This window comes from Cryobacterium sp. TMT4-10, assembly GCF_004403275.1.
GTDB lineage: Bacteria > Actinomycetota > Actinomycetes > Actinomycetales > Microbacteriaceae > Cryobacterium > Cryobacterium shii.
On the sequence record NZ_SOGU01000012.1, the window covers coordinates 183,466 to 201,096 of the forward strand.

Annotated in this window: 19 protein-coding genes; 12 read left to right on the plus strand and 7 right to left on the minus strand. The window is 67.6% G+C overall.

Features of this window, described 5'->3' with window-relative positions; genetic code table 11:
• Nucleotides 1-17 precede the first annotated feature (17 nt).
• Nucleotides 18-2,153, minus strand: a complete 2,136-nt coding sequence (locus E3T42_RS01465) for a hypothetical protein (RefSeq protein ID WP_134368003.1) — start codon at nucleotides 2,151-2,153, stop codon at nucleotides 18-20.
• Nucleotides 2,154-2,309: 156 nt separating this feature from the next.
• Here E3T42_RS01465 and E3T42_RS01470 point away from each other — a divergent pair, with 156 nt between their 5' ends.
• Entirely contained in the window at nucleotides 2,310-2,597 is a 288-nt protein-coding gene (locus tag E3T42_RS01470; protein ID WP_134368002.1) for a hypothetical protein, read from the plus strand.
• Nucleotides 2,598-2,639: 42 nt separating this feature from the next.
• Here the strand turns inward: E3T42_RS01470 and E3T42_RS01475 are convergent, their stop codons facing one another.
• Complete coding sequence (locus E3T42_RS01475) at nucleotides 2,640-4,442, minus strand: DEAD/DEAH box helicase (protein WP_134402337.1); 1,803 nt, start codon at nucleotides 4,440-4,442, stop codon at nucleotides 2,640-2,642.
• 79 nt (nucleotides 4,443-4,521) lie between these two features.
• On the opposite strand from E3T42_RS01475, the gene E3T42_RS01480 reads away from it, so the two are divergent.
• Complete coding sequence (locus E3T42_RS01480; protein ID WP_134366322.1) at nucleotides 4,522-6,210, plus strand: long-chain-fatty-acid--CoA ligase; 1,689 nt, start codon at nucleotides 4,522-4,524, stop codon at nucleotides 6,208-6,210.
• A 19-nt stretch (nucleotides 6,211-6,229) separates the two neighbouring features.
• On the opposite strand, the gene E3T42_RS01485 is transcribed toward E3T42_RS01480, so the two are convergent.
• The gene (locus E3T42_RS01485) at nucleotides 6,230-6,715 is read right to left on the minus strand and encodes a DNA alkylation repair protein (protein WP_134366321.1); all 486 of its coding nucleotides are present in this window, start codon (nucleotides 6,713-6,715) and stop codon (nucleotides 6,230-6,232) included.
• A 94-nt stretch (nucleotides 6,716-6,809) separates the two neighbouring features.
• Between E3T42_RS01485 and E3T42_RS01490 the strand changes: the two genes are divergently transcribed.
• Nucleotides 6,810-7,652, plus strand: a complete 843-nt coding sequence (locus E3T42_RS01490) for an NAD(P)-dependent oxidoreductase (RefSeq protein WP_134366320.1) — start codon at nucleotides 6,810-6,812, stop codon at nucleotides 7,650-7,652.
• A 138-nt stretch (nucleotides 7,653-7,790) separates the two neighbouring features.
• On the opposite strand, the gene E3T42_RS01495 is transcribed toward E3T42_RS01490, so the two are convergent.
• Entirely contained in the window at nucleotides 7,791-8,723 is a 933-nt protein-coding gene (locus E3T42_RS01495) for an FAD-dependent oxidoreductase (RefSeq protein WP_134402338.1), read from the minus strand.
• 45 nt (nucleotides 8,724-8,768) lie between these two features.
• Nucleotides 8,769-9,566: an IclR family transcriptional regulator gene (locus E3T42_RS01500; protein ID WP_241975755.1), complete on the minus strand. Its 798-nt coding sequence runs from the start codon at nucleotides 9,564-9,566 to the stop codon at nucleotides 8,769-8,771.
• A 202-nt stretch (nucleotides 9,567-9,768) separates the two neighbouring features.
• On the opposite strand from E3T42_RS01500, the gene E3T42_RS01505 reads away from it, so the two are divergent.
• The 3 genes from E3T42_RS01505 to E3T42_RS01515 all read left to right on the plus strand — a co-directional run bounded on the left by E3T42_RS01505 (nucleotide 9,769) and on the right by E3T42_RS01515 (nucleotide 11,578).
• Nucleotides 9,769-10,485 (plus strand): CoA transferase subunit A, encoded by a 717-nt coding sequence (locus E3T42_RS01505; protein ID WP_134366318.1) that lies wholly within the window; start codon nucleotides 9,769-9,771, stop codon nucleotides 10,483-10,485.
• An 87-nt stretch (nucleotides 10,486-10,572) separates the two neighbouring features.
• Nucleotides 10,573-11,217, plus strand: coding sequence for a CoA transferase subunit B (locus E3T42_RS01510; RefSeq protein WP_134366317.1), 645 nt, complete (start codon nucleotides 10,573-10,575; stop codon nucleotides 11,215-11,217).
• A gap of 10 nt (nucleotides 11,218-11,227) precedes the next feature.
• Nucleotides 11,228-11,578 carry an MmcQ/YjbR family DNA-binding protein gene (locus tag E3T42_RS01515; protein ID WP_134366316.1) on the plus strand — a complete coding sequence of 117 codons (351 nt, stop codon included), beginning with the start codon at nucleotides 11,228-11,230 and terminating at the stop codon, nucleotides 11,576-11,578.
• Nucleotides 11,579-11,587: 9 nt separating this feature from the next.
• On the opposite strand, the gene E3T42_RS01520 is transcribed toward E3T42_RS01515, so the two are convergent.
• Nucleotides 11,588-12,271 (minus strand): histidine phosphatase family protein, encoded by a 684-nt coding sequence (locus E3T42_RS01520; RefSeq protein WP_338144967.1) that lies wholly within the window; start codon nucleotides 12,269-12,271, stop codon nucleotides 11,588-11,590.
• A 38-nt stretch (nucleotides 12,272-12,309) separates the two neighbouring features.
• On the opposite strand from E3T42_RS01520, the gene E3T42_RS01525 reads away from it, so the two are divergent.
• Nucleotides 12,310-12,639, plus strand: a complete 330-nt coding sequence (locus E3T42_RS01525; protein ID WP_134366315.1) for an antibiotic biosynthesis monooxygenase — start codon at nucleotides 12,310-12,312, stop codon at nucleotides 12,637-12,639.
• An 81-nt stretch (nucleotides 12,640-12,720) separates the two neighbouring features.
• The gene (locus E3T42_RS01530) at nucleotides 12,721-13,074 is read left to right on the plus strand and encodes a TM2 domain-containing protein (RefSeq protein WP_134366314.1); all 354 of its coding nucleotides are present in this window, start codon (nucleotides 12,721-12,723) and stop codon (nucleotides 13,072-13,074) included.
• Between the two features lie 10 nt (nucleotides 13,075-13,084).
• Here E3T42_RS01530 and E3T42_RS01535 read toward each other — a convergent pair whose 3' ends face one another.
• Nucleotides 13,085-13,534 (minus strand): Lrp/AsnC family transcriptional regulator, encoded by a 450-nt coding sequence (locus E3T42_RS01535; protein ID WP_134366313.1) that lies wholly within the window; start codon nucleotides 13,532-13,534, stop codon nucleotides 13,085-13,087.
• Nucleotides 13,535-13,659: 125 nt separating this feature from the next.
• Here E3T42_RS01535 and E3T42_RS01540 point away from each other — a divergent pair, with 125 nt between their 5' ends.
• The 4 genes from E3T42_RS01540 to E3T42_RS16870 form a co-directional block, all read left to right on the plus strand.
• Nucleotides 13,660-14,691: an ornithine cyclodeaminase gene (locus tag E3T42_RS01540; RefSeq protein ID WP_134366312.1), complete on the plus strand. Its 1,032-nt coding sequence runs from the start codon at nucleotides 13,660-13,662 to the stop codon at nucleotides 14,689-14,691.
• Nucleotides 14,692-14,737: 46 nt separating this feature from the next.
• On the plus strand, nucleotides 14,738-15,775 hold the full coding sequence (ctlX, locus tag E3T42_RS01545; RefSeq protein ID WP_198416009.1) for a citrulline utilization hydrolase CtlX: 1,038 nt from the start codon (nucleotides 14,738-14,740) through the stop codon (nucleotides 15,773-15,775).
• 256 nt (nucleotides 15,776-16,031) lie between these two features.
• Nucleotides 16,032-16,724: a thermonuclease family protein gene (locus tag E3T42_RS01550; protein ID WP_134366311.1), complete on the plus strand. Its 693-nt coding sequence runs from the start codon at nucleotides 16,032-16,034 to the stop codon at nucleotides 16,722-16,724.
• 253 nt (nucleotides 16,725-16,977) lie between these two features.
• Nucleotides 16,978-17,631, plus strand: a 654-nt coding sequence (locus E3T42_RS16870; RefSeq protein WP_194088229.1) for a hypothetical protein, incomplete at its 3' end; no start/stop codon positions are given.

A 17,631-nucleotide genomic window follows, 5' to 3' on the forward strand; every position in this document is an offset into this window, starting at 1 on the left:
CGGGTCACGGCACCGGCTCACGGCACCAGGGAATCCACCCAGGCGGCGACAATCAGGAAGTCGAACGTCTCGTAGGGGAACCCCTGGTCCAGTGAGCGGAATACCTTCGCGATCAGCAGGTCCCGCTCCTGCTCGCCCAGCTTTCCGAGTTCCGCGGCGCTGACAATGCCCTCCTTGAGGAGTGCGGATACGAGTTCCACTTTGTACGTGCTGTGCAGAGGCCCCGCCCACGGCAGGAGCGAGAGGGTTTCCGTGCGGTTCGCGAGTTCGGAGATGTCCAGCAGAAGCGCCGTGTGCAGCCGGCTGGCCCCGAGATGGTCGCTGAGCTCCGCCCTGGTTCCCACGAAAGTCGACAGATGAAGCGGGCTGCTGATGCCGAGGTCGGCGAACTTCTCCCGGTAGGGCGCGAGCGGGTCCAGATCCCAGAAGTCGGTGCGGGGTATGCGCGCCAGCTTCTGGAACCGGGGATCGGGGTGCAGCTCGACCAGCATCGGGTCCTTCCAGACGAAGTTGCGCGGTCGCTCGGCGATCATCGCGTACTCGAGGTGCTCGAGGGCGAGATTCCGCAACTCTTCCTTCCATTTCTCGTTCGTCTGCTCCCGGCTTTGGGCGTAGAGCATGCACGCCAGGTCGTAGCGCACCCAGGGCGAGGCAGACATGCCGGCTTCCTTGATCCGGCCATTGATCTCGGCGAGGTCCTGTGACCCGCCCAGGGCGACGTAGCCGGTGGCGGCCACCAGTCGCATGTTCTGTTCCAGCAGGGTGAGTTCTGGCCCCCGACTGCCCTCCGCGCCTCTGCTGCCATCGATCAGGCGCACCAGTTGCAGAGCCCGCTCCCTCGCGTGGCTCACCTGCGGAGTGGTACTCGGGTCGGACCCTTGATCCGGGATCGACGCGAGGTTCTCCACGGTGATCACATAGTTCAGGAGCACCCGTCGGTAGTGCATCGCAAAATCCGCGGCCACGGGATCCGTCTCGGTGGGAACGGGGAATGCGGGGGTCCGCGACCACCACGGCGACCTGTGCGCGGGCTGGTGCTTCGCCTCCAGATGGTCCGCTTCATTGCTGAGCCAGTCGGCGTAGCGCCGGAGCTCCTCGAACTCCGTTGCGGAGCGGTGCTGTCTGAACTGAAGCAGGAGCCTCGCGGCGTGGCTGTTCGGGTCGAGGTTGACGGCGCTGCTCAGGAGCCGGAGAGCACTCGCGGCACGGTCGTCGTCGTAGAAATCGGTGGACGCGACGTAGTGCAGTCCGAGCGCACGCCAGGATGATGCGCCGGCGAGCCCCTCAAGATCCGTGTAGCCCTCGGTGAGGGCCGTCAGCGCGAATGCCGCCACGAACTTGTCCAGGTCGACGTCGCCGCCCCCATCGACCTCGGTCAATCTCAGCTCGTCACGGTTGATGGCCGTGGCGTCAACCTGCCGGCCGTGGCGGGTCAGGCTCACGGCGAGATTGTCCTGGCTCGTGGCATCCACCCACAGACGCCAGGGAGCGGTGCCGAAGACGAAGGTCGAAACGGCCTGCAGCACGGCCAGCACCTTGCCCGGCAGCACGCCCGAGAGCGACGCATCGGAGAGGACCTCGACGTCGCTCCCGATCGCGAAGTGCAATCCTTCGGGTTTGCTCCCGCCGAGCCCGGTCAACAGGACCATGACATTCCTCGTGCGCGACTCGACGGGTTTGCCGGTGTCGTCGCGGACCTGAACGGAGATCCGGCGGTCGGTGGCCAGCCCGCGGGAGAAGGCGGCCGTGCCGGCGACGACCGCAAGGGTCCCGGCAGCGGCCAACAGCCAGCGGGCCCCGGCGCCGCCCGCCCACGAGACCACCGCCACGGCTCCGGTCAGGATCAGTGCGAGTCCCCACCCTTTGAATCGATTCACGGTTGTCTGGCTGGTCCTGCCCCTCCACATGATCGGGATGAACGCGAGCAGCCGGGCGAGGACGAGGGCAAGCGCGGCCAGCATGAGCATTGCCCACCCCGGCGACGCGAGCGGTGCCAGCCAACTGTCGAAGAAGCCGTTCCAGGTCTCGGACCAGCGCTCGGCCCAGGTCAGGCCGTCCGGCGCATCCGTGGCTGCCTGCGCCGTGCACCCGGTCAGGAACGTCGTTGCCGCGACGACCAGCGCACCACCCTTCACCACAGATCGCATGCTCATCTCCCGCCGTGAGATCCGAGAATGCGTCCTGCCCTCGGGCCTACGCCCAGTGTTCCTCGAATCCGGGTTGTGTCATAGCCGCATTGTGCGAGGACGACCTTCGGTCCTTACTGGTGTCAGTACTCGTGAGAAGCCGTCGCCAGAAGGAGAGAAGTCATGTTCGCTCGAGTCAGCACCTATCGGACAGGGCCGGAAACCGTCGTGGACCACACCGAGGAGACCGTTGCGCGGGTGCTGGCAATCCCCGGATGCCGCGGGGTCTACTTTCTAACCAGCCTGGAGGAGGGCAAGGCCCTGTCGATCACCCTGTGGGAGACGACGTATGCCCTCGCGGCGAGCCGGGAGGCAGCGAGTGCCGTCCGCGCCGACAGCAGCGCGGAGCAGGCCATGCAGATCATCGACGTGGAGGAGTTCGAAGTGGCCAACAGCGGCCTCGCGGGCTGAGCCGGCTACTCCGAGCCCCTCACGTCGTTATCAGCGTCGCGACTAGTCGCGAGGCCGGCGCGGCGGGCGTTCGGCCCGGTCCTCACGGCGCACCGGGCCGCCGTCGGCGCGGATCTCGATCAGCTTGCCGCTGATGCGGGTGTTGTCCAAGCGGGCCAGAACGTCGCTGGGAAGGTCGGCGGGCAGTTCGACGAGCGAATACTCGGGGTTGATCTGGATGTGACCGAAGTCCTCGCGGCTCAGGCCACCCTCGTTGGCGAGCGCTCCGACGATCTGCCGGGGCTCCACCTTGTGGCGCTTGCCGACCTCGATCCGGTACGAGGCCATCGACCGGTTGCTGTCGCGGGGGCGTCGTTCCACGCGCTCCACGCGTTCGCCGCGTTCGCCGCGTTCGCCGCGGTCGTCACGGCGGTCACCGCGACCGGCATCGGCGCGGGCGCGCTCGGCGCGGTCGCCGCGGTCGGCACGCTCGGGCCGCTGGGCGCGGGCATCCGCCTGGGTGAGCAGCAGGGGCGTCTCGCCCTGGGCGACGACGGCGAGGGCCGCGGCCACGTCGGCCTCGGGCACGTCGTGGTGTGCGACGTAGTGGCCGATGATGTCGCGGAAGGCGCTGATCCGGTCGGACTGGCTGAGAGCCTCGGTGATCGCATCGTCGAAGCGGGCCAGACGGGTGACGTTCACGTCTTCGAAGCTCGGCAGCTGCATCTGCGTCAGCGGCTGGCGGGTCGCCCTCTCGATCGCGTTGAGCAGGTGGCGCTCGCGGGGCGTGACGAAGCTGATCGCGGCGCCGCTGCGGCCCGCACGGCCGGTGCGGCCGATGCGGTGCACGTACGACTCGGTGTCGATCGGGATGTCGTAGTTGACGACGTGGCTGATTCGATCCACGTCGAGGCCGCGGGCGGCGACATCCGTTGCGACCAGGATGTCGAGCTTGCCGGACTTGAGCTGGTTGACCGTGCGCTCACGCTGCACCTGGGCGACGTCGCCGTTGATGGCCGCGGCCGAGTAGCCACGTGCGCGGAGCTTCTCGGCGAGCAGTTCCGTCTCGTTCTTGGTACGGGTGAACACGATCATGCCCTCGAAGTTCTCCACCTCGAGGATGCGGGTGAGCGCGTCGACCTTCTGCGGGTACGACACCATCAGATAGCGCTGGGTCGTGTTCACGGAGGTCGTGGTCTTGTTCTTGATCGTGATCTCTTCGGGGTCGTTCAGGTACTTCTTCGAGATCCGTCGGATCTGCGCGGGCATGGTCGCCGAGAACAGGGCGACCTGCTTGTCCTCCGGGGTGTCGGCCAGGATCGTCTCGACGTCTTCGGCGAAGCCCATCTTCAGCATCTCGTCGGCCTCGTCGAGCACCAGGTACTTCAGCTGCGACAGGTCGAGCGTGCCCTTCTCGAGGTGGTCCATGATGCGGCCGGGCGTGCCGACGACGATGTGCACCCCGCGGCGCAGCGCGGAGAGCTGCACGCCGTAGCCCTGGCCGCCGTAGACGGGGAGCACGTGCACGCCCCGCATGTGGGCGGCGTACTTCTCGAATGCCTCGCAGACCTGCAGGGCGAGCTCACGGGTCGGGGAGAGCACGAGTGCCTGCGGGGTCTTCTGCGCCAGGTCGAGGCGCGACAGGATCGGGAGGGCGAACGCGGCCGTCTTGCCGGTTCCGGTCTGGGCGAGGCCCACCACGTCGCGCCCCGCGAGAAGCGGGGGGATGGTGGCGGCCTGGATGGCGGAGGGAGTCTCGTACCCGACGTCCTTGAGGGCCTTGAGCATTGAATCTCCGAGCCCAAGGTCGGCGAAGGTCTTCGTTACGCGGGCAGTCTCTGCCTCGCTGGTGTCAGGGGTGTGCATATTACAACGGTAGTCGACGTGGGCGCCCTGTTCGTCTACCCTGTCCAAGCCGCGGGGTGAATCGCGGGAGGATATGAGAATGTCGAATATCGAACAACAGTCCTGGGTGAAGAATTACCAGCCGGGCGTCCCGGCCGAAATCGACCTCCCCGAGGAGTCGCTCGTGGCCATGCTGGAGCGTTCCGTGGCCGAGGCCGGCAGCCATCCGGCGCTGGAGTTCTTCGGCCGCCGCACCAGCTACACCGAGCTCGGCGACCAGATCGACCGGGCGGCGGAGGGCCTGCGCGGCCTCGGAGTGCGGGCGGAGGACCGTGTGGCCCTGCTCCTGCCGAACTGCCCCCAGCACGTTGTCGCCTTCTACGCGGTGCTGCGCCTGGGCGCCGTCGTGGTGGAGCACAACCCGCTCTACACCGCCCGGGAGCTGCGCCACCAGTTCGAGGACCACCAGGCCCGCATCGTGATCGCCTGGGACAAGTCCGTCGCATCCATTCGCACCTTCCCCGCGGACATCGAGATCGACCACATCGTGTCCGTCAACCTCCTCGAGGCGTTCCCCGCGATCAAGCGCCTCGCCCTGCACCTGCCGGTGAAGAGCCTGCGCGAGTCCCGTGAGGCACTGACCGGGCCGGCCCCGAAAACGATCCCCTGGAAAGACCTGCTCAGCCACGGTCCGATCGATCCAGAGCACCCCCGGCCCGCGGTCACCGATCTCGCGGCCATCCAGTACACCTCCGGCACGACCGGCCAGCCCAAGGGCGCCATGCTGACCCATTTCAACTTGTACTCCAACGCCCTGCAGGGCGAGGCCTGGATGCAGGGGGCCGAGTACCGCAAGGAGATCTTCTACGCGATCCTGCCCATGTTCCACGCGTTCGGCATGACGCTCTACCTGACCTACGGCATCCGTAAGCAGGCCCTGCTGGTGCTGTTCCCCAAGTTCGACCCCAACCTGATCCTCGACGCCATGAAGAAGTCGCCTGCGACGGTCTACTGCGCGGTGCCGCCCATCTACGAGCGCACCGCCGTGGTCGCGAAAGAGCGCGGAATCTCGCTCCGTTCCTGCAAATACTGCATTTCCGGTGCGATGAACCTGCCCGACCACGTGGTCGAACTGTGGGAATCGGTGTCGGGCGGCCTGCTCGTGGAGGGCTACGGCATGACCGAATCCTCGCCGGTCGCGCTGGGCAACCCGTTCCACCCGACCCGGCGCACGGGCACGATCGGCGTGCCGTTCCCGTCCACCCGGATGAAGGTCGTCGACCTGGACGACCCCACCCGGGAGGTGCCGCAGGGCGAGCCGGGAGAGCTGCTCCTGAACGGCCCGCAGGTCTTCCAGGGCTATTGGAACAACCCGGAGGAAACCGCGAAGACGCTCCTGCCCGGCGGCTGGCTGCGCACCGGGGACATCGTGACCGTCGACGAAGACGGCTTCACCACGATCGTGGACCGCGCCAAGGAACTCGTCATCACCGGCGGTTTCAACGTCTCGCCCTCCGAGGTCGAGGCCGTGCTCCGCCTGCACGCGGATGTCGTCGACGCGGCCGTGTTCGGCAAGGCACTCGAACGCGGCGGGGAACTGGTCGTCGCCGCGGTCGAACTCAAACCGGGCGCCCGGCTCGACGAGGAGGCCCTGCGCGCGCACTGCCGCGAGCACCTCGCGGCGTACAAGATCCCACGGCGGATCGTACAGATCCAGGACATGCCGCGCTCGATGCTCGGCAAGATCCTGCGCAAGCAGGTGCGCGAGCAGGTGCTGCCGCAGCTCTGACGCTCTTGCCGAGGCCGCTCTACCGGAGGGTCGTCGCCAGCAGGGCGGCCCGGCGGAGACACCGGTCGCTGTCCCCGGCCCAGCGCTCGAGAACGATGTTCGCCCGGGTGCGACCGGACTGGTCGAGCCTTTCCAGCAGGGGAGCGACCACGTCGCGGGCGAGCGGATCGACCAGGGCAGGCAGACGTGCGCCGCGCACGAAGCCCTCGATCCGGGTCAGATCCGAGTTGTCCAGAACGAGCACGTTCGACTGCAGCAGCACGACTGCCGCGAGGCGGCGCTCGAACACCGGCACCGCCCACAGTTCAGAACTCAGCGCGGTGATGTCGTCGTGCGTCAGACCGGGATACCGGCGGGCGACATCGCGAATCGTGCCCCGCACCGCACCGACCGTCGCACCGTAGAACCGCAGGTCACTGCCCAGGCGGTCCTTCTCCGCCGCCGCCCGGTACGCATCCCCCTCGTTTCGGAGTGTCATGTCCACGAATTCGCCGGCGTCGCTCACTCCTTCATTCTCTCTCCGGCTTTCGGGCGAGCGAGCCGGGTGGGCGGCACGGCGTTGCAACGTACGCTTGTGATCAACGAAAGAGGAGTTCTCCATGAGGGTTGTTGTCACAGGCGGAAGCGGAAAACTCGGCCGGACGGTCGTGCAGCGGCTGATCGCCGAGGGCCACGAGGTGCTGAACCTCGACCGCGACGGCGACCGGAACCCCGGTCTGGTCGTCGTCGATCTGAAGGACTACGGCCAGGTCGTCGACGCGGTCCTCGGTGTCGACGACCGGCACACCGGGTTCGACGCCATCGTGCACCTGGGTGCGATCCCGGCACCTGGCCTGGTTCCCGACGTGGCCACGTTCCACAACAACATCCTCTCCACCTATAACGTGTTCCAGGCGGCCCGGCGGGCGGGCATCAAGAAGCTGGTCTACGCGTCCAGCGAGACCGTGCTCGGGCTGCCGTTCGACATCGCCCCGCCCTACCTTCCGGTGGACGAGGAATACTCGGCCCGGCCCGAGAGCACCTACTCGCTGGTGAAGCATCTCGAGGAGCAGATGGCGATCCAGCTCACCCGCTGGGACCCCGAGCTCAGCATCACGGCGCTGCGGTTCTCCAACGTGAAGGACCCGGAGGACTACGCGGCCTTCCCCGCCTTCGACGCCGACGCCACCCTGCGCAAATGGAACCTGTGGGGCTACATCGACGGCCGTGACGGCGCCCAGGCCGTGCTGCGGGCCCTGGAGAACGCGAAGCCGGGCTTCGAGGCATTCATCATCGCCGCGGCCGACACGGTGATGAGCCGGCCGAACGCCGAGCTGGCCGCCGAGGTCTTCCCGGGAGTCGACCTGCGGGAGGTCGGCGAGAACGTCACCCTGCTCTCGATCGACAAGGCCCGGCGGATGCTCGGCTACGCACCCGAGCACAGCTGGCGCGACCACGTCTGACTGAACGAATTCGACGGAGATTTTGCCCAAATCGGCCCTAATCGGGCTGAAATCGGGTTTTTACGGCAGAATCTCCGTCGAATTGGTTAGACGCGGCACCGCACGCTGTGCTGGAGCCACCCCAGTGATCGACGACTCTCAGGAGAGCGCCCGCACCACGTCCAGGCCGGAGCGGACCGCGCGAGAGACCCCGGCCGGATGCCCGTCCACACTGCCGAAGCCGTCACCCGCGACGAAGATACCCGGGTGGTCCTGGCTCTGATCAAACCCGGCGCCCGGCAGCGCGGCGACCGCATTCGCGTAACGCCAGCGCTTCAGCTCGGAGTCCACGGCGTGCGCACCGGGGAACAGCCGCTTCATCTCGACCAGCAGCGCCGAGTGGACGAAATTCGCGTCCAGGTTCCAGGTGGACTCGCTCCAGTGCGGGGTCGCGAAGACCTCCAGCCAGACCAGCCCCGAGTCGTCCCGCCGCCGAACGCGGATGGCGTCGACGAGTGTCGATTCGTGCGACGCCAGCTCGCTGCCCACATCCCCGCGCAGGACACACAGCAGCACGGCCCGCTTGTCGTAGCCGACCTCCGCCAGGGCCGCGCTGACCCTGAGGTGACTCGTGCGCAGAATCTGAACGCTCTGCGGAACCGGCGGAGTCAGCACGACCGCCTGGCAGATGACGGGGTCGCCGGACGCGTGGGGTACAACGCGGAGGAGCCCGGAGTCCGCCACCTCGATCTGCGTCACAAAGGTGCGCTGAAGCGTGGTGCCGGCCGCCCACGTGCGAGCCACATCGCCGGCGGATGCCGCGAATCGCCAGCGCGCGCCATGATCCGGTTCCGCAGCGAACTCGGCTTCGGTTCTGCGGGCGATCTCCCTCATCACGTGCGCATCGTGGGTGACGACCGTGTCGGCGGCGGGGTTGAGCAGCGCCCCGGCGAGGGGGCGGCTCGCCAGGCGTCCGCCCGGGCGCGATCCCTTGTCCAACAGCAGCACCGAACGTCCGTGCTCCTGCAGATTGTGGGCGATCGTGAGCCCGCATACCCCTGATCCGACCACGACAACGTCCCAAGTCCCCATCTCTGGAGGCTAATGCACGGGTGGCCCGTGCGCCGTCGACAGGCCCTAGACGCGTGCGCGCTGCAGCGCCTGGGTGATGCGGCTGGCCTCCTCGAGCAGCAGCTGGCCGAGGATCTCCCGCCGCTCCGCGGTGAAACGCCGCTCGATGCCCGTCAACGACAGAGCCCAGGCGGGTTGCCCGGAGCGGTCGAAGATGGCCGCCCCCATTCCCCAACTGCCCTCCAGGATCAACCCCGGGTTGACCGAGTAGCCGGTGATCCTGGTCTGTTCCAGATTGGCCCGGATGGCGGTGGGCGAGTGGTTCTGACCCCACCGATCGACGAAGGCGTCGTCCTGCACCAGGAGCTGCCCGACCTCGGACTCGGGCAGGTACGCCAGGATGGCCAGGCCCGCCGAGGCGACCCCGAGCGGCAGCCGCAGGCCCTCGTAGAGCACGAACGACCGGATGGGGAAGCTGCCCTCCTCGCGCAGCAGGCACACCGTCTCCGCGCCGCGCCGGATCGAGAGGAATGCGCTTTCGCCGGTTTCCTCCGCCAAACGGAGCAGGCTCGGCCGCGCCAGCTCCTCGATCGGGTAGCGGTGGGCGGCGACCGTTCCCATCACGAAGATCTCCGGCCCGTAGTGCCACGTGTGCGTGACCGGATCATGGTCGAGCAGGCCCTCGGCGGCCAGAGAACTGAGCAACCGGTGCACGGTGGGCCTGGTCAGCCCGGAGTCCCGCACGATCTCGGCCAGGGGAGTGCCGGCGGGATTGCGTCCGACGAGCTGCAGGAGCCTGGCGACGCGGGTGACCACCTGGGCGCCCTGCACCGGGACGGATTGATTGATTTTCATGCCGGTCATGCCTGGCTCCTGTCCATAATGTGGATGTTGTGCAGCCTAGTGATCACGGCGTGGATACACAATGAAATGGGCAGATCCGCCCTGATTGACAGCCGCCCGATCAGACCCCTAACATGACGGACAGACGCAGCGTCCATAAGGTGGATACGAACCGGATGCTCAACCCGATTGATCAACACGGATGCTCAACGAGGAGAATTCCATGACCAAGGTTCGGTCCAGCGCACATGACGCTCTCAGCGACGTCCTCCGGGACGGCATGGTCCTGGCGGTCGGCGGCTTCGGTCTTTGCGGCATCCCGGCCGACCTGATCGACGCCGTGCGGGCATCCGGGGTGAAGGATCTCACCGTCGTGTCCAATAATATGGGCGTCGACGGCAAGGGCCTCGGCGTTCTACTCGAGGCCGGCCAGGTGCGGCGGGTGATCGCCTCCTACGTGGGGGAGAACAAGCTCTTCGCCGAGCAGCTCATCGACGGCAGGCTGGAGGTGGAGTTCAGCCCGCAGGGCACCCTGGCCGAGCGGCTCCGCGCGGGCGGCGCCGGCATCCCGGCCTTCTACACGAAGACCGGCGTGGGCACCCTGATCGCCGAGGGCAAGCCGCTCGCCGACTTCGACGGCGAGACCTACCTCCAGGAGCGGGCGATCATCGCGGATGTCGCCCTCGTGCACGCCTATCGGGCCGACACCGCGGGCAATCTCGTCTACCGCTACACCGCCCGCAACTTCAACCCCGTGGTGGCGACGGCCGGCCGTCTGACGATCGCCGAGGCCGAGATCATCGTGCAGCCCGGCGAGATCGACCCTCACGACGTTGTCACCCCCGGGGTGTTCGTGCAGCGCCTGGTGCGGGCCTCGAATCGGGTCAAGGACATCGAACAGCGCACGGTGCGCCCGCGGCCCGTGACCGTGCCGGCCTGACGAACTCGCCGGGCACACAAGCACCAGCCACACACCGCACCGACCACACACCGCACCGACCACACACCGACCGCAAGGAGCAAGACCATGGCATGGACGCGCGACGAAATGGCCGCAATCGCGGCCGAGGAACTCTCCGACGGCGACTACGTGAACCTTGGCATCGGCATCCCCACGCTCGTTGCCAACAACCTGCCCGATGGCGTGCAGGTGACCCTGCAGAGCGAGAACGGGCTGCTCGGCATGGGCCCGTTCCCGTTCGACGGCGAGGAAGACGCCGACCTCATCAACGCCGGCAAGCAGACCGTCACGGTGCAGCCCGGCGGCTCGATCTTCGACTCGTCGGCCTCGTTCGGCATGATCCGCGGCGGGCACATCAAGGTGGCCATTCTGGGTGCCATGCAGGTCTCCGGCCGCGGTGACCTGGCCAACTGGACCATCCCGGGAAAGATGGTCAAGGGCATGGGCGGCGCCATGGACCTCGTGGCGGGCACCCCCCGCGTGGTCGTGCTCACCGAGCACACGGCCAGGGACGGGTCGGCGAAGATCGTCAACGAATGCAGCCTCCCGCTGACCGGACTGAAGGTCGTCGACCGCATCATCTCCGACATCGCCGTCTTCGATGTGACGGATGCCGGACTCCTGCTGCGACGTCTGGCCCCCGGCGTCACCGTCGAGGAGGTCCGTGCGGCGACGGAGCCGGACTTCACCGTCGCGCCGGAGTCCGTCTAGTCTCGTAGCCATGACACCGGATGCCCTTGCCGAGTTCTGCCTGAGTCTTCCGCAGGCGACTGAGACGTTCCCCTTCGGTGAGGAGACAAGCGTGTTCAAGACCAGCGGCAACGGCAAGATCTTCGCCCTGAGCGCCCTCGCTGGCGAACCGCTCGCGGTCTCACTCAAGTGCGACCCGGAGGAGAGCCGTGCGCTCCGGGAGGAGTTCCCGCAGCAGATCACGCCGGGCTACCACCTCAACAAGAAGCACTGGATCACGATCGTGCTTGACGGGCAGATCGACGACGCCCTGGTCGAGCAACTGCTGCGGGACAGTCACGCCCTCGTCCGGCCGAAGGTGCCGCGGGGGAGAGAGATCTGAAGCCGGCGGTCACGCCACTGGCTGGGCGCCCTCGGTATCCAGGTCGGCCAGAGGCCCGCCGATCCGCAGGCCGACCCACGAAACGAGCGTCCAGCCATCCGTCGCTGAGCCGCTCAGTTCCACCACTCCCGTGTTCTCGAGGTCGTGCGAGCCCGCGAATCGGGGCGGCATGTTGAGGGTGCGGGCCGCGGTCCAGACCCGGATCGCCGCGCCGTGGCTGAAGACGGCGGCCGTCTCGACGTCGGCGGTGGCGGCCGCGATGTCGGCGTCGTACCGGGCGAAGAACGCGTGTCCGTCCGAGGCCCCCGGCATCCGGGCGTCGAGATCGCCGGCGCCCCAGGCGAAGACGGTCTGCATGTACGTGTGAACGGATGCCGGGTCGTTCAGCCCCTCGAGGGAGCCGGCCTCGATCTCGTGCAGCCCGGGGGACACCCGCACCTCGATGGACCGGTCGGCAGCCAGAGGCCGGGCCGTGAGTTGCGTGCGACGAAGGGTCGACGCGAAGATGGCGTCGACCGAGTCCAGCCGGAGCGTGTCCGGGATCACGGCGGCCTGCCGCGTGCCGAGCTCGGTCAGGCCCGGCCCCGGGTGGGAGGTGTCGAGCTGTCCGAGGACGTTGGCGGGCGTTTGGCCGTGGCGGATCAGGAAGAGTCGCATGTCGACTCCAGCATAGGTATCCGGGAGTGACAGCATGGGACGCAGACTGTGGATCAACGAGAGGGAGAACTTCGATGACGATCATCAAAATCAACGCGATCACCGTGCCGGGCGACAACGGTGACGAGCTGGCACGCCGGTTCGCCGCCCGAGCCGGGGCCGTCGACGACCGGCCCGGCTTCGAGGGATTCGAACTGCTGAGGCCCACGGATGACCGCCACACCTGGCTGGTCGTGACCCGCTGGGCCGATGAGGACTCCTTCCGGGCCTGGGTCAGCTCGCCGGCCTTCGGACACGGCCACCGCGCCGAGCCGGCCACGGAGGGCGAGCCCGCGGCGCGGCCGCCCGTCGGGATGAGCAGCGAGCTGTGGTCCTACGAGATTGCGGGCGGTTCCCCGGCCTGATCTGAGGTTCAAGGCCCACGGGTCGGGTATCGGTATCACTATGTCTAGCGACACTCTCTCATCGACAAGGAGATCCCCGCCATGACAGAGCAGTACCTTCCGCAGCCGTACCCGCCAGTCACGCCCGGTTACTCGCCGCCGCCGAAGTCGTTCGTGGCGACCTGGCTGTTCGCCTGGCTGCTCGGCTTCCTCGCCATCGACCGGTTCTACCTTGGCAAGGTCGGAACCGGCCTGCTGAAGCTGCTGACGGTGGGCGGCTTCGGGCTCTGGTGGCTGATCGACCTGATCCTCGTCCTGGCGGGCGCCCAGCGCGACAAACACGGCCGGCCACTGGCCGGGTACGCGGAGAACAAGACCGTCGCCTGGATCGTCACGGCGGCCGGGTTCGTGCTGTCCATGCTCTCCTCGGGCCTCGCCTCCTCGCTGAACTCCTAGGTTCGGCGTCTCAGGTGCCGGGCAGGTCCCCGGTCGAGACCGAACTGAGCAGCAGGCTGGTCTCGCTGTTCAGCACGCCCTCGATCGAGCGCACCTGCCCGAGCAGTCGGTCGAAGTCGGCCAGGGTGTCGGTGCGCAGCTCGGCGACCAGGTCCCAGCCGCCGTTCGTGGAGTGCAGGGCCTTCACCTCCGGATAGCCGCGCAGGGCGTGGATGACCTGGGCGATGGCCCGGACCTCCACCTCGATCAGCGTGATCGCCCGGATCGAATTGGGGTCCCGGTCCTCCCTGATCCTGACGCCGAACCCGACCACCGTGCCGGAGTCGGTGAGACGCTTGAGGCGGCTGTTGATCGTCGACCTCGTGACCCCGAGGTCGCGGGCCAGGCTGGCGACGGGCTCGCGGCCGTTCACGCGCAGGGCGGACAGGAGGCGGCGGTCGAGGTCGCCGAGGGGATACATTACCCAAAGTGTATATAAACACCGCACAGAGTGATCGATGAAGTGGTCAGATTGCGGCGATGAACCCATGGCGGCTGCACATCGCCTATGCATACGGTTGAAACCCTGATCGAGAGGAGCCGCACATGGTGCGATTTGTGGACGTGGGAAACATCAACCGGTGGGCAGCCGAAACCGGGGTGGAGCGCATCCTCACGGACATGGTCGAGTACATCGAGCGCGACTTCCGCCGCTGGCCCACGTTCGACAAGGCGCCGCGGGTGGCCAGCCATTCCCCGCTCGGCGTGATCGAACTCATGCCCACGAGCGACGGCGTCACGTACGGATTCAAGTACGTCAACGGACATCCGTCGAACCCGTCGCGCGGCCTGCAGACCGTCACCGCATTCGGCGTCCTCGCCGACGTGCAGAGCGGCTACCCCACGTTCTGGTCCGAGATGACCGTGCTCACGGCCTTCCGCACCGCCGCCACCTCGGCCATGGTCGCCCGCGCCCTGGCCCGGCCCGACTCGCAGACCATGGCGATGATCGGCACGGGCACGCAGTCCGAATTCCAGGCCCTGGCGTTCCGCGGCCTGCTCGGCATCAACCGGCTGCGCGTCTGGGACACCGATCCCGACGCCATCGCGAAGTTCGTGCGCAACCTGGCTCCGCTCGGTTTCGAGATCGTCGTCGCGGCCAGCGCCACGGATGCCGTGACCGGCGCCGACATCATCACCACCTGCACCGCGGACAAGGCGAACGCCACCGTGCTCACCGACGCCATGGTCGGCCCCGGAGTGCACATCAACGCGATCGGCGGGGACTGCCCGGGCAAGACCGAACTCGACGGCGCCATCCTGCACCGCTCGGACGTCTTCGTGGAGTTCACGGCGCAGACCCGGATCGAGGGCGAGATCCAGCAGATGCACCCCGAGTTCCCCGTCACCGAGATGTGGCAGGTCCTCCTCGGCCAGGCTTCTGGACGCACATCCGTTGATCAGATCACCGTCTTCGACTCGGTCGGTTTCGCCATCGAGGACTTCTCCGCGCTCCGCTTCCTGCAGGATGCCGTCGACCAGACCCGGTTCTACACCGACATCGACCTCGTGGCCGACCCCGACGACCCGAAGGACCTGTTCGGGCTCGTCACCGCCGGCGCGCCCGTTCTCGTCTGAGTCCGAGCCTGAGTCCGAATTCGAGTCTGAGCCGAGTCTGAGTCCGATGTCCGTACAGGCCCCGTCGGCCGTTCTGCTGATCCGACCTCATTTCTTCACGCCCAACCCGGAAACGGCGCACGACAACGCCTTCCAATCCGTCGATGCCGGGCACGATGCGGCCCTGATCGCCGAAGCCGCCTACGCCGAGGTGACCCGGGTGGCCGAGACTCTGGAGTCACGGGGCATCGTCGTGCACCTGTTCGACGACGACGGGCCCGGGCGGCCGGACAGCGTATTCCCGAACAATTGGATCTCCACCCACGCGGGCGGGCATGTGGCCCTGTACCCGATGCACGCGCCGAATCGCCGCACGGAACGCCGCGGCGACATCGTCGAGATGCTGAAACAGCGCTACCGGGTGCAGGACGTCGTCGACTATTCCGGGCTCGAACTCGACGACGTCTTCCTCGAGGGGACCGGGGCGATGGTGCTCGACCACGCGGGGCGGATCGCCTATGTGGCCCGGTCGCGCCGGGCGGACCCGATCGCGCTGGAGCGCTTCTGCACCAATTTCGGCTACGAACCGATCGTCTTCGACGCGGCCGACGAGAGCGGCCGGCCGATCTATCACACCAATGTCCTGATGTGCATCGCCACGGACTTCGCCCTGGTCGGGCTGGACCTGATCCAGTCGTCCTCGCGGCGCAGCCACGTCGTGGAACGACTCACCGCGCAGGACCGCGAGGTGATCGCCCTCGACCGGGAGCAGATCCGCAACTTCGCTGGCAACGCCATCGAGCTGCACGGCCCGGGCGGGCGGATGCTGGTGCTCTCGCGCCGCGCCCTCGACTGCCTCACCGCCGGGCAGCGCAGCGTGATCGAGCGCAGCTGCACGATTCTGCCCCTCGACGTGCCCACGATCGAGCTGGCGGGCGGCTCCATCCGCTGCATGCTCGCGGGGATCCACCTCGATCGGCGCGGTGCTCCGTCCCTGTCGGCCACGTCGCTCTCGACTGCCTCCCTCTCCACCCAGGCCGTCTCGCTGGCGGCCACGCCGCACGAGCGCAGTGCGTCACGGACGGAGCCGGGCCTGGCCGTGTGAGCGCGGATCGATCGGTTGCGCGGATCGGCCGTCGCTCGCGGCTCCCGCGTGGGTCCCCGAACCAATTCGACGGAGATTCTGCTGTAAAGAGGGCGTTTCGGTGGGTTTGGGGGCGTTTTGGGCAAAATCTCCGTCGAATTCGTCAGGGACGCGGCTGATCTGCCGGCAGCGATTACGCCGACCCGGCGCCCGTTCAGGCAACGCGAGTCTGGGTCGCGTGGGGCGCGTGGGTCGCGCGATCTCCTAGTCTCAAGGCATGGGGAAGAAGAGAAAGTCCGGTTCGCGCCTGCTGGTTCTGGTGGTGGTTGCCGGCCTGCTCGGGGTCGTCGCGCTGCAGGGGCCGGGACCGCTCGCTTCGGTGGCGGACACCTGGCTCCGAGGCTGGCAGAGCATCGGCGGCACGGGCTCCGGCAGCAACGACTCGAGCAGCACTCAGGTGGGAGACCCGGGCTCCGGTAGCACGGACTCTTCGGCCGCGGCCGGCGACCCGAGCGTGTCCCCGGCCGCGGTTCCGGGGAGACCGGCCAACGCGGTCGCCATGACCGTCGAGCATGTGCACGACGGTGACACCCTCTTTCTCAGCGCCGGTGCGCCCAACGACCTCGTGCCGAACACCGATGACGTCAAGGTGCGGCTGGTCGGACTCGACACTCCCGAGATCGGCGACGCCGCCGAATGCTTCGGCGCTGAGGCGAGAGCCCAGTTGGAGGCAATGCTGCCCGACGGCAGCACCGTCTGGGTCACGGCGGACCGGGATCCGACCGACCGGTACGGCCGCAGCCTGTTCTACCTGTGGACCGATGACGGGCGTTTCGTCAACTACGAACTCGTCGCCGCCGGTGCGGCCGAGTCGCTCATGATCGCCCCGAACGACGCTTATTACGGTCTCCTCCGAGCCGCCGAAGACTCCGCAGCGCTGGCCCGCGCCGGCATGTGGGCGGCCTGTTGAGGGGGCACGTCCAGACAAACCAACGGAATGAGGCGCGAGAGCGGATCTCCCGATCAGCGTGAGATCAACTGGCCAGACCGGCTGCGGAAGAGCACCGGTCAGCCACTCTTAACGGGAGTTTGCCAGCTTAACATGAGGATTTATGCAGAAAACGGGTGCATTTTTGCAGCTTCGCCCGGGCGGGTCCCCGCCTGAGGAAGTCGAACAAGAACCGTTGGCGCTTCACGCACGAGCGATTCGCTCCGTGGAAGTCATGCCTACCTCTGAATTTGAATTGTTCCTGTCCGCCATCACCGAGGAAACCGGCAGTCAAGTCGGTAACGACGAAGCCAGTGCCGATCAGGCCGGTGCAGACCAAGCCAGCGCCGACCATGGCGTCACCCGCCATGAGGAGACCCATCGGCGCAGAGGACGCCAGCGCCTGCTCGTTGCCGGTGCCGTTCTTGCGGTCGGGTCCATCCTGGGCACCGGTCTCGTCTGGCAGACCCTGTCGGCCCAGGCCGAGAGCGAGCGCGTCGCCGCCACGAAGGCACTGTCTGTGACCACCGGCGCCCATCCCGAGCAGACGTCCGGCTTCGCCGTCATCTTGCCGGCGCATGCGGCGTTTGCCGCGAGGAGCGTTCTCTCGGACGCCCAAATGGTGATGGAGGCGGGCCAGGGCAAGACGGACATCACGTCCCTCTCCAGCGCCGTCACCTCACTGGCCCATTACACCGTTCTCGAACCCGAGCGGGTCTTCGATCTCGTCGACCAGACCAGGGCCGAAACGGCGACTGTGCGGGCCTCCACGGCCGAGGTCGACCGGGTGGCCGCCGAGCAAGCCGCGAAGCAGGCCGCCGAGCTGGCCGCGAAGCAGGCCGCCGAACAGGCCGCCGCCGCGCAGGCCGCCGCCGCGCAGGCCGCCGCC

Coding starts and splice junctions, on each gene's coding strand:
- E3T42_RS01465 (WP_134368003.1), bottom strand. CDS start 2,153: ATGAGCATGCGATCTGTGGTGAAGGGTGGTGCGCTGGTCGTCGCGGCA.
- E3T42_RS01470 (WP_134368002.1), top strand. CDS start 2,310: ATGTTCGCTCGAGTCAGCACCTATCGGACAGGGCCGGAAACCGTCGTG.
- E3T42_RS01475 (WP_134402337.1), bottom strand. CDS start 4,442: ATGCACACCCCTGACACCAGCGAGGCAGAGACTGCCCGCGTAACGAAG.
- E3T42_RS01480 (WP_134366322.1), top strand. CDS start 4,522: ATGTCGAATATCGAACAACAGTCCTGGGTGAAGAATTACCAGCCGGGC.
- E3T42_RS01490 (WP_134366320.1), top strand. CDS start 6,810: ATGAGGGTTGTTGTCACAGGCGGAAGCGGAAAACTCGGCCGGACGGTC.
- E3T42_RS01495 (WP_134402338.1), bottom strand. CDS start 8,723: ATGGGGACTTGGGACGTTGTCGTGGTCGGATCAGGGGTATGCGGGCTC.
- E3T42_RS01500 (WP_241975755.1), bottom strand. CDS start 9,566: ATGACCGGCATGAAAATCAATCAATCCGTCCCGGTGCAGGGCGCCCAG.
- E3T42_RS01505 (WP_134366318.1), top strand. CDS start 9,769: ATGACCAAGGTTCGGTCCAGCGCACATGACGCTCTCAGCGACGTCCTC.
- E3T42_RS01510 (WP_134366317.1), top strand. CDS start 10,573: ATGGCATGGACGCGCGACGAAATGGCCGCAATCGCGGCCGAGGAACTC.
- E3T42_RS01515 (WP_134366316.1), top strand. CDS start 11,228: ATGACACCGGATGCCCTTGCCGAGTTCTGCCTGAGTCTTCCGCAGGCG.
- E3T42_RS01520 (WP_338144967.1), bottom strand. CDS start 12,271: ATGCTGTCACTCCCGGATACCTATGCTGGAGTCGACATGCGACTCTTC.
- E3T42_RS01525 (WP_134366315.1), top strand. CDS start 12,310: ATGACGATCATCAAAATCAACGCGATCACCGTGCCGGGCGACAACGGT.
- E3T42_RS01530 (WP_134366314.1), top strand. CDS start 12,721: ATGACAGAGCAGTACCTTCCGCAGCCGTACCCGCCAGTCACGCCCGGT.
- E3T42_RS01535 (WP_134366313.1), bottom strand. CDS start 13,534: ATGTATCCCCTCGGCGACCTCGACCGCCGCCTCCTGTCCGCCCTGCGC.
- E3T42_RS01540 (WP_134366312.1), top strand. CDS start 13,660: ATGGTGCGATTTGTGGACGTGGGAAACATCAACCGGTGGGCAGCCGAA.
- ctlX (WP_198416009.1), top strand. CDS start 14,738: ATGTCCGTACAGGCCCCGTCGGCCGTTCTGCTGATCCGACCTCATTTC.
- E3T42_RS01550 (WP_134366311.1), top strand. CDS start 16,032: ATGGGGAAGAAGAGAAAGTCCGGTTCGCGCCTGCTGGTTCTGGTGGTG.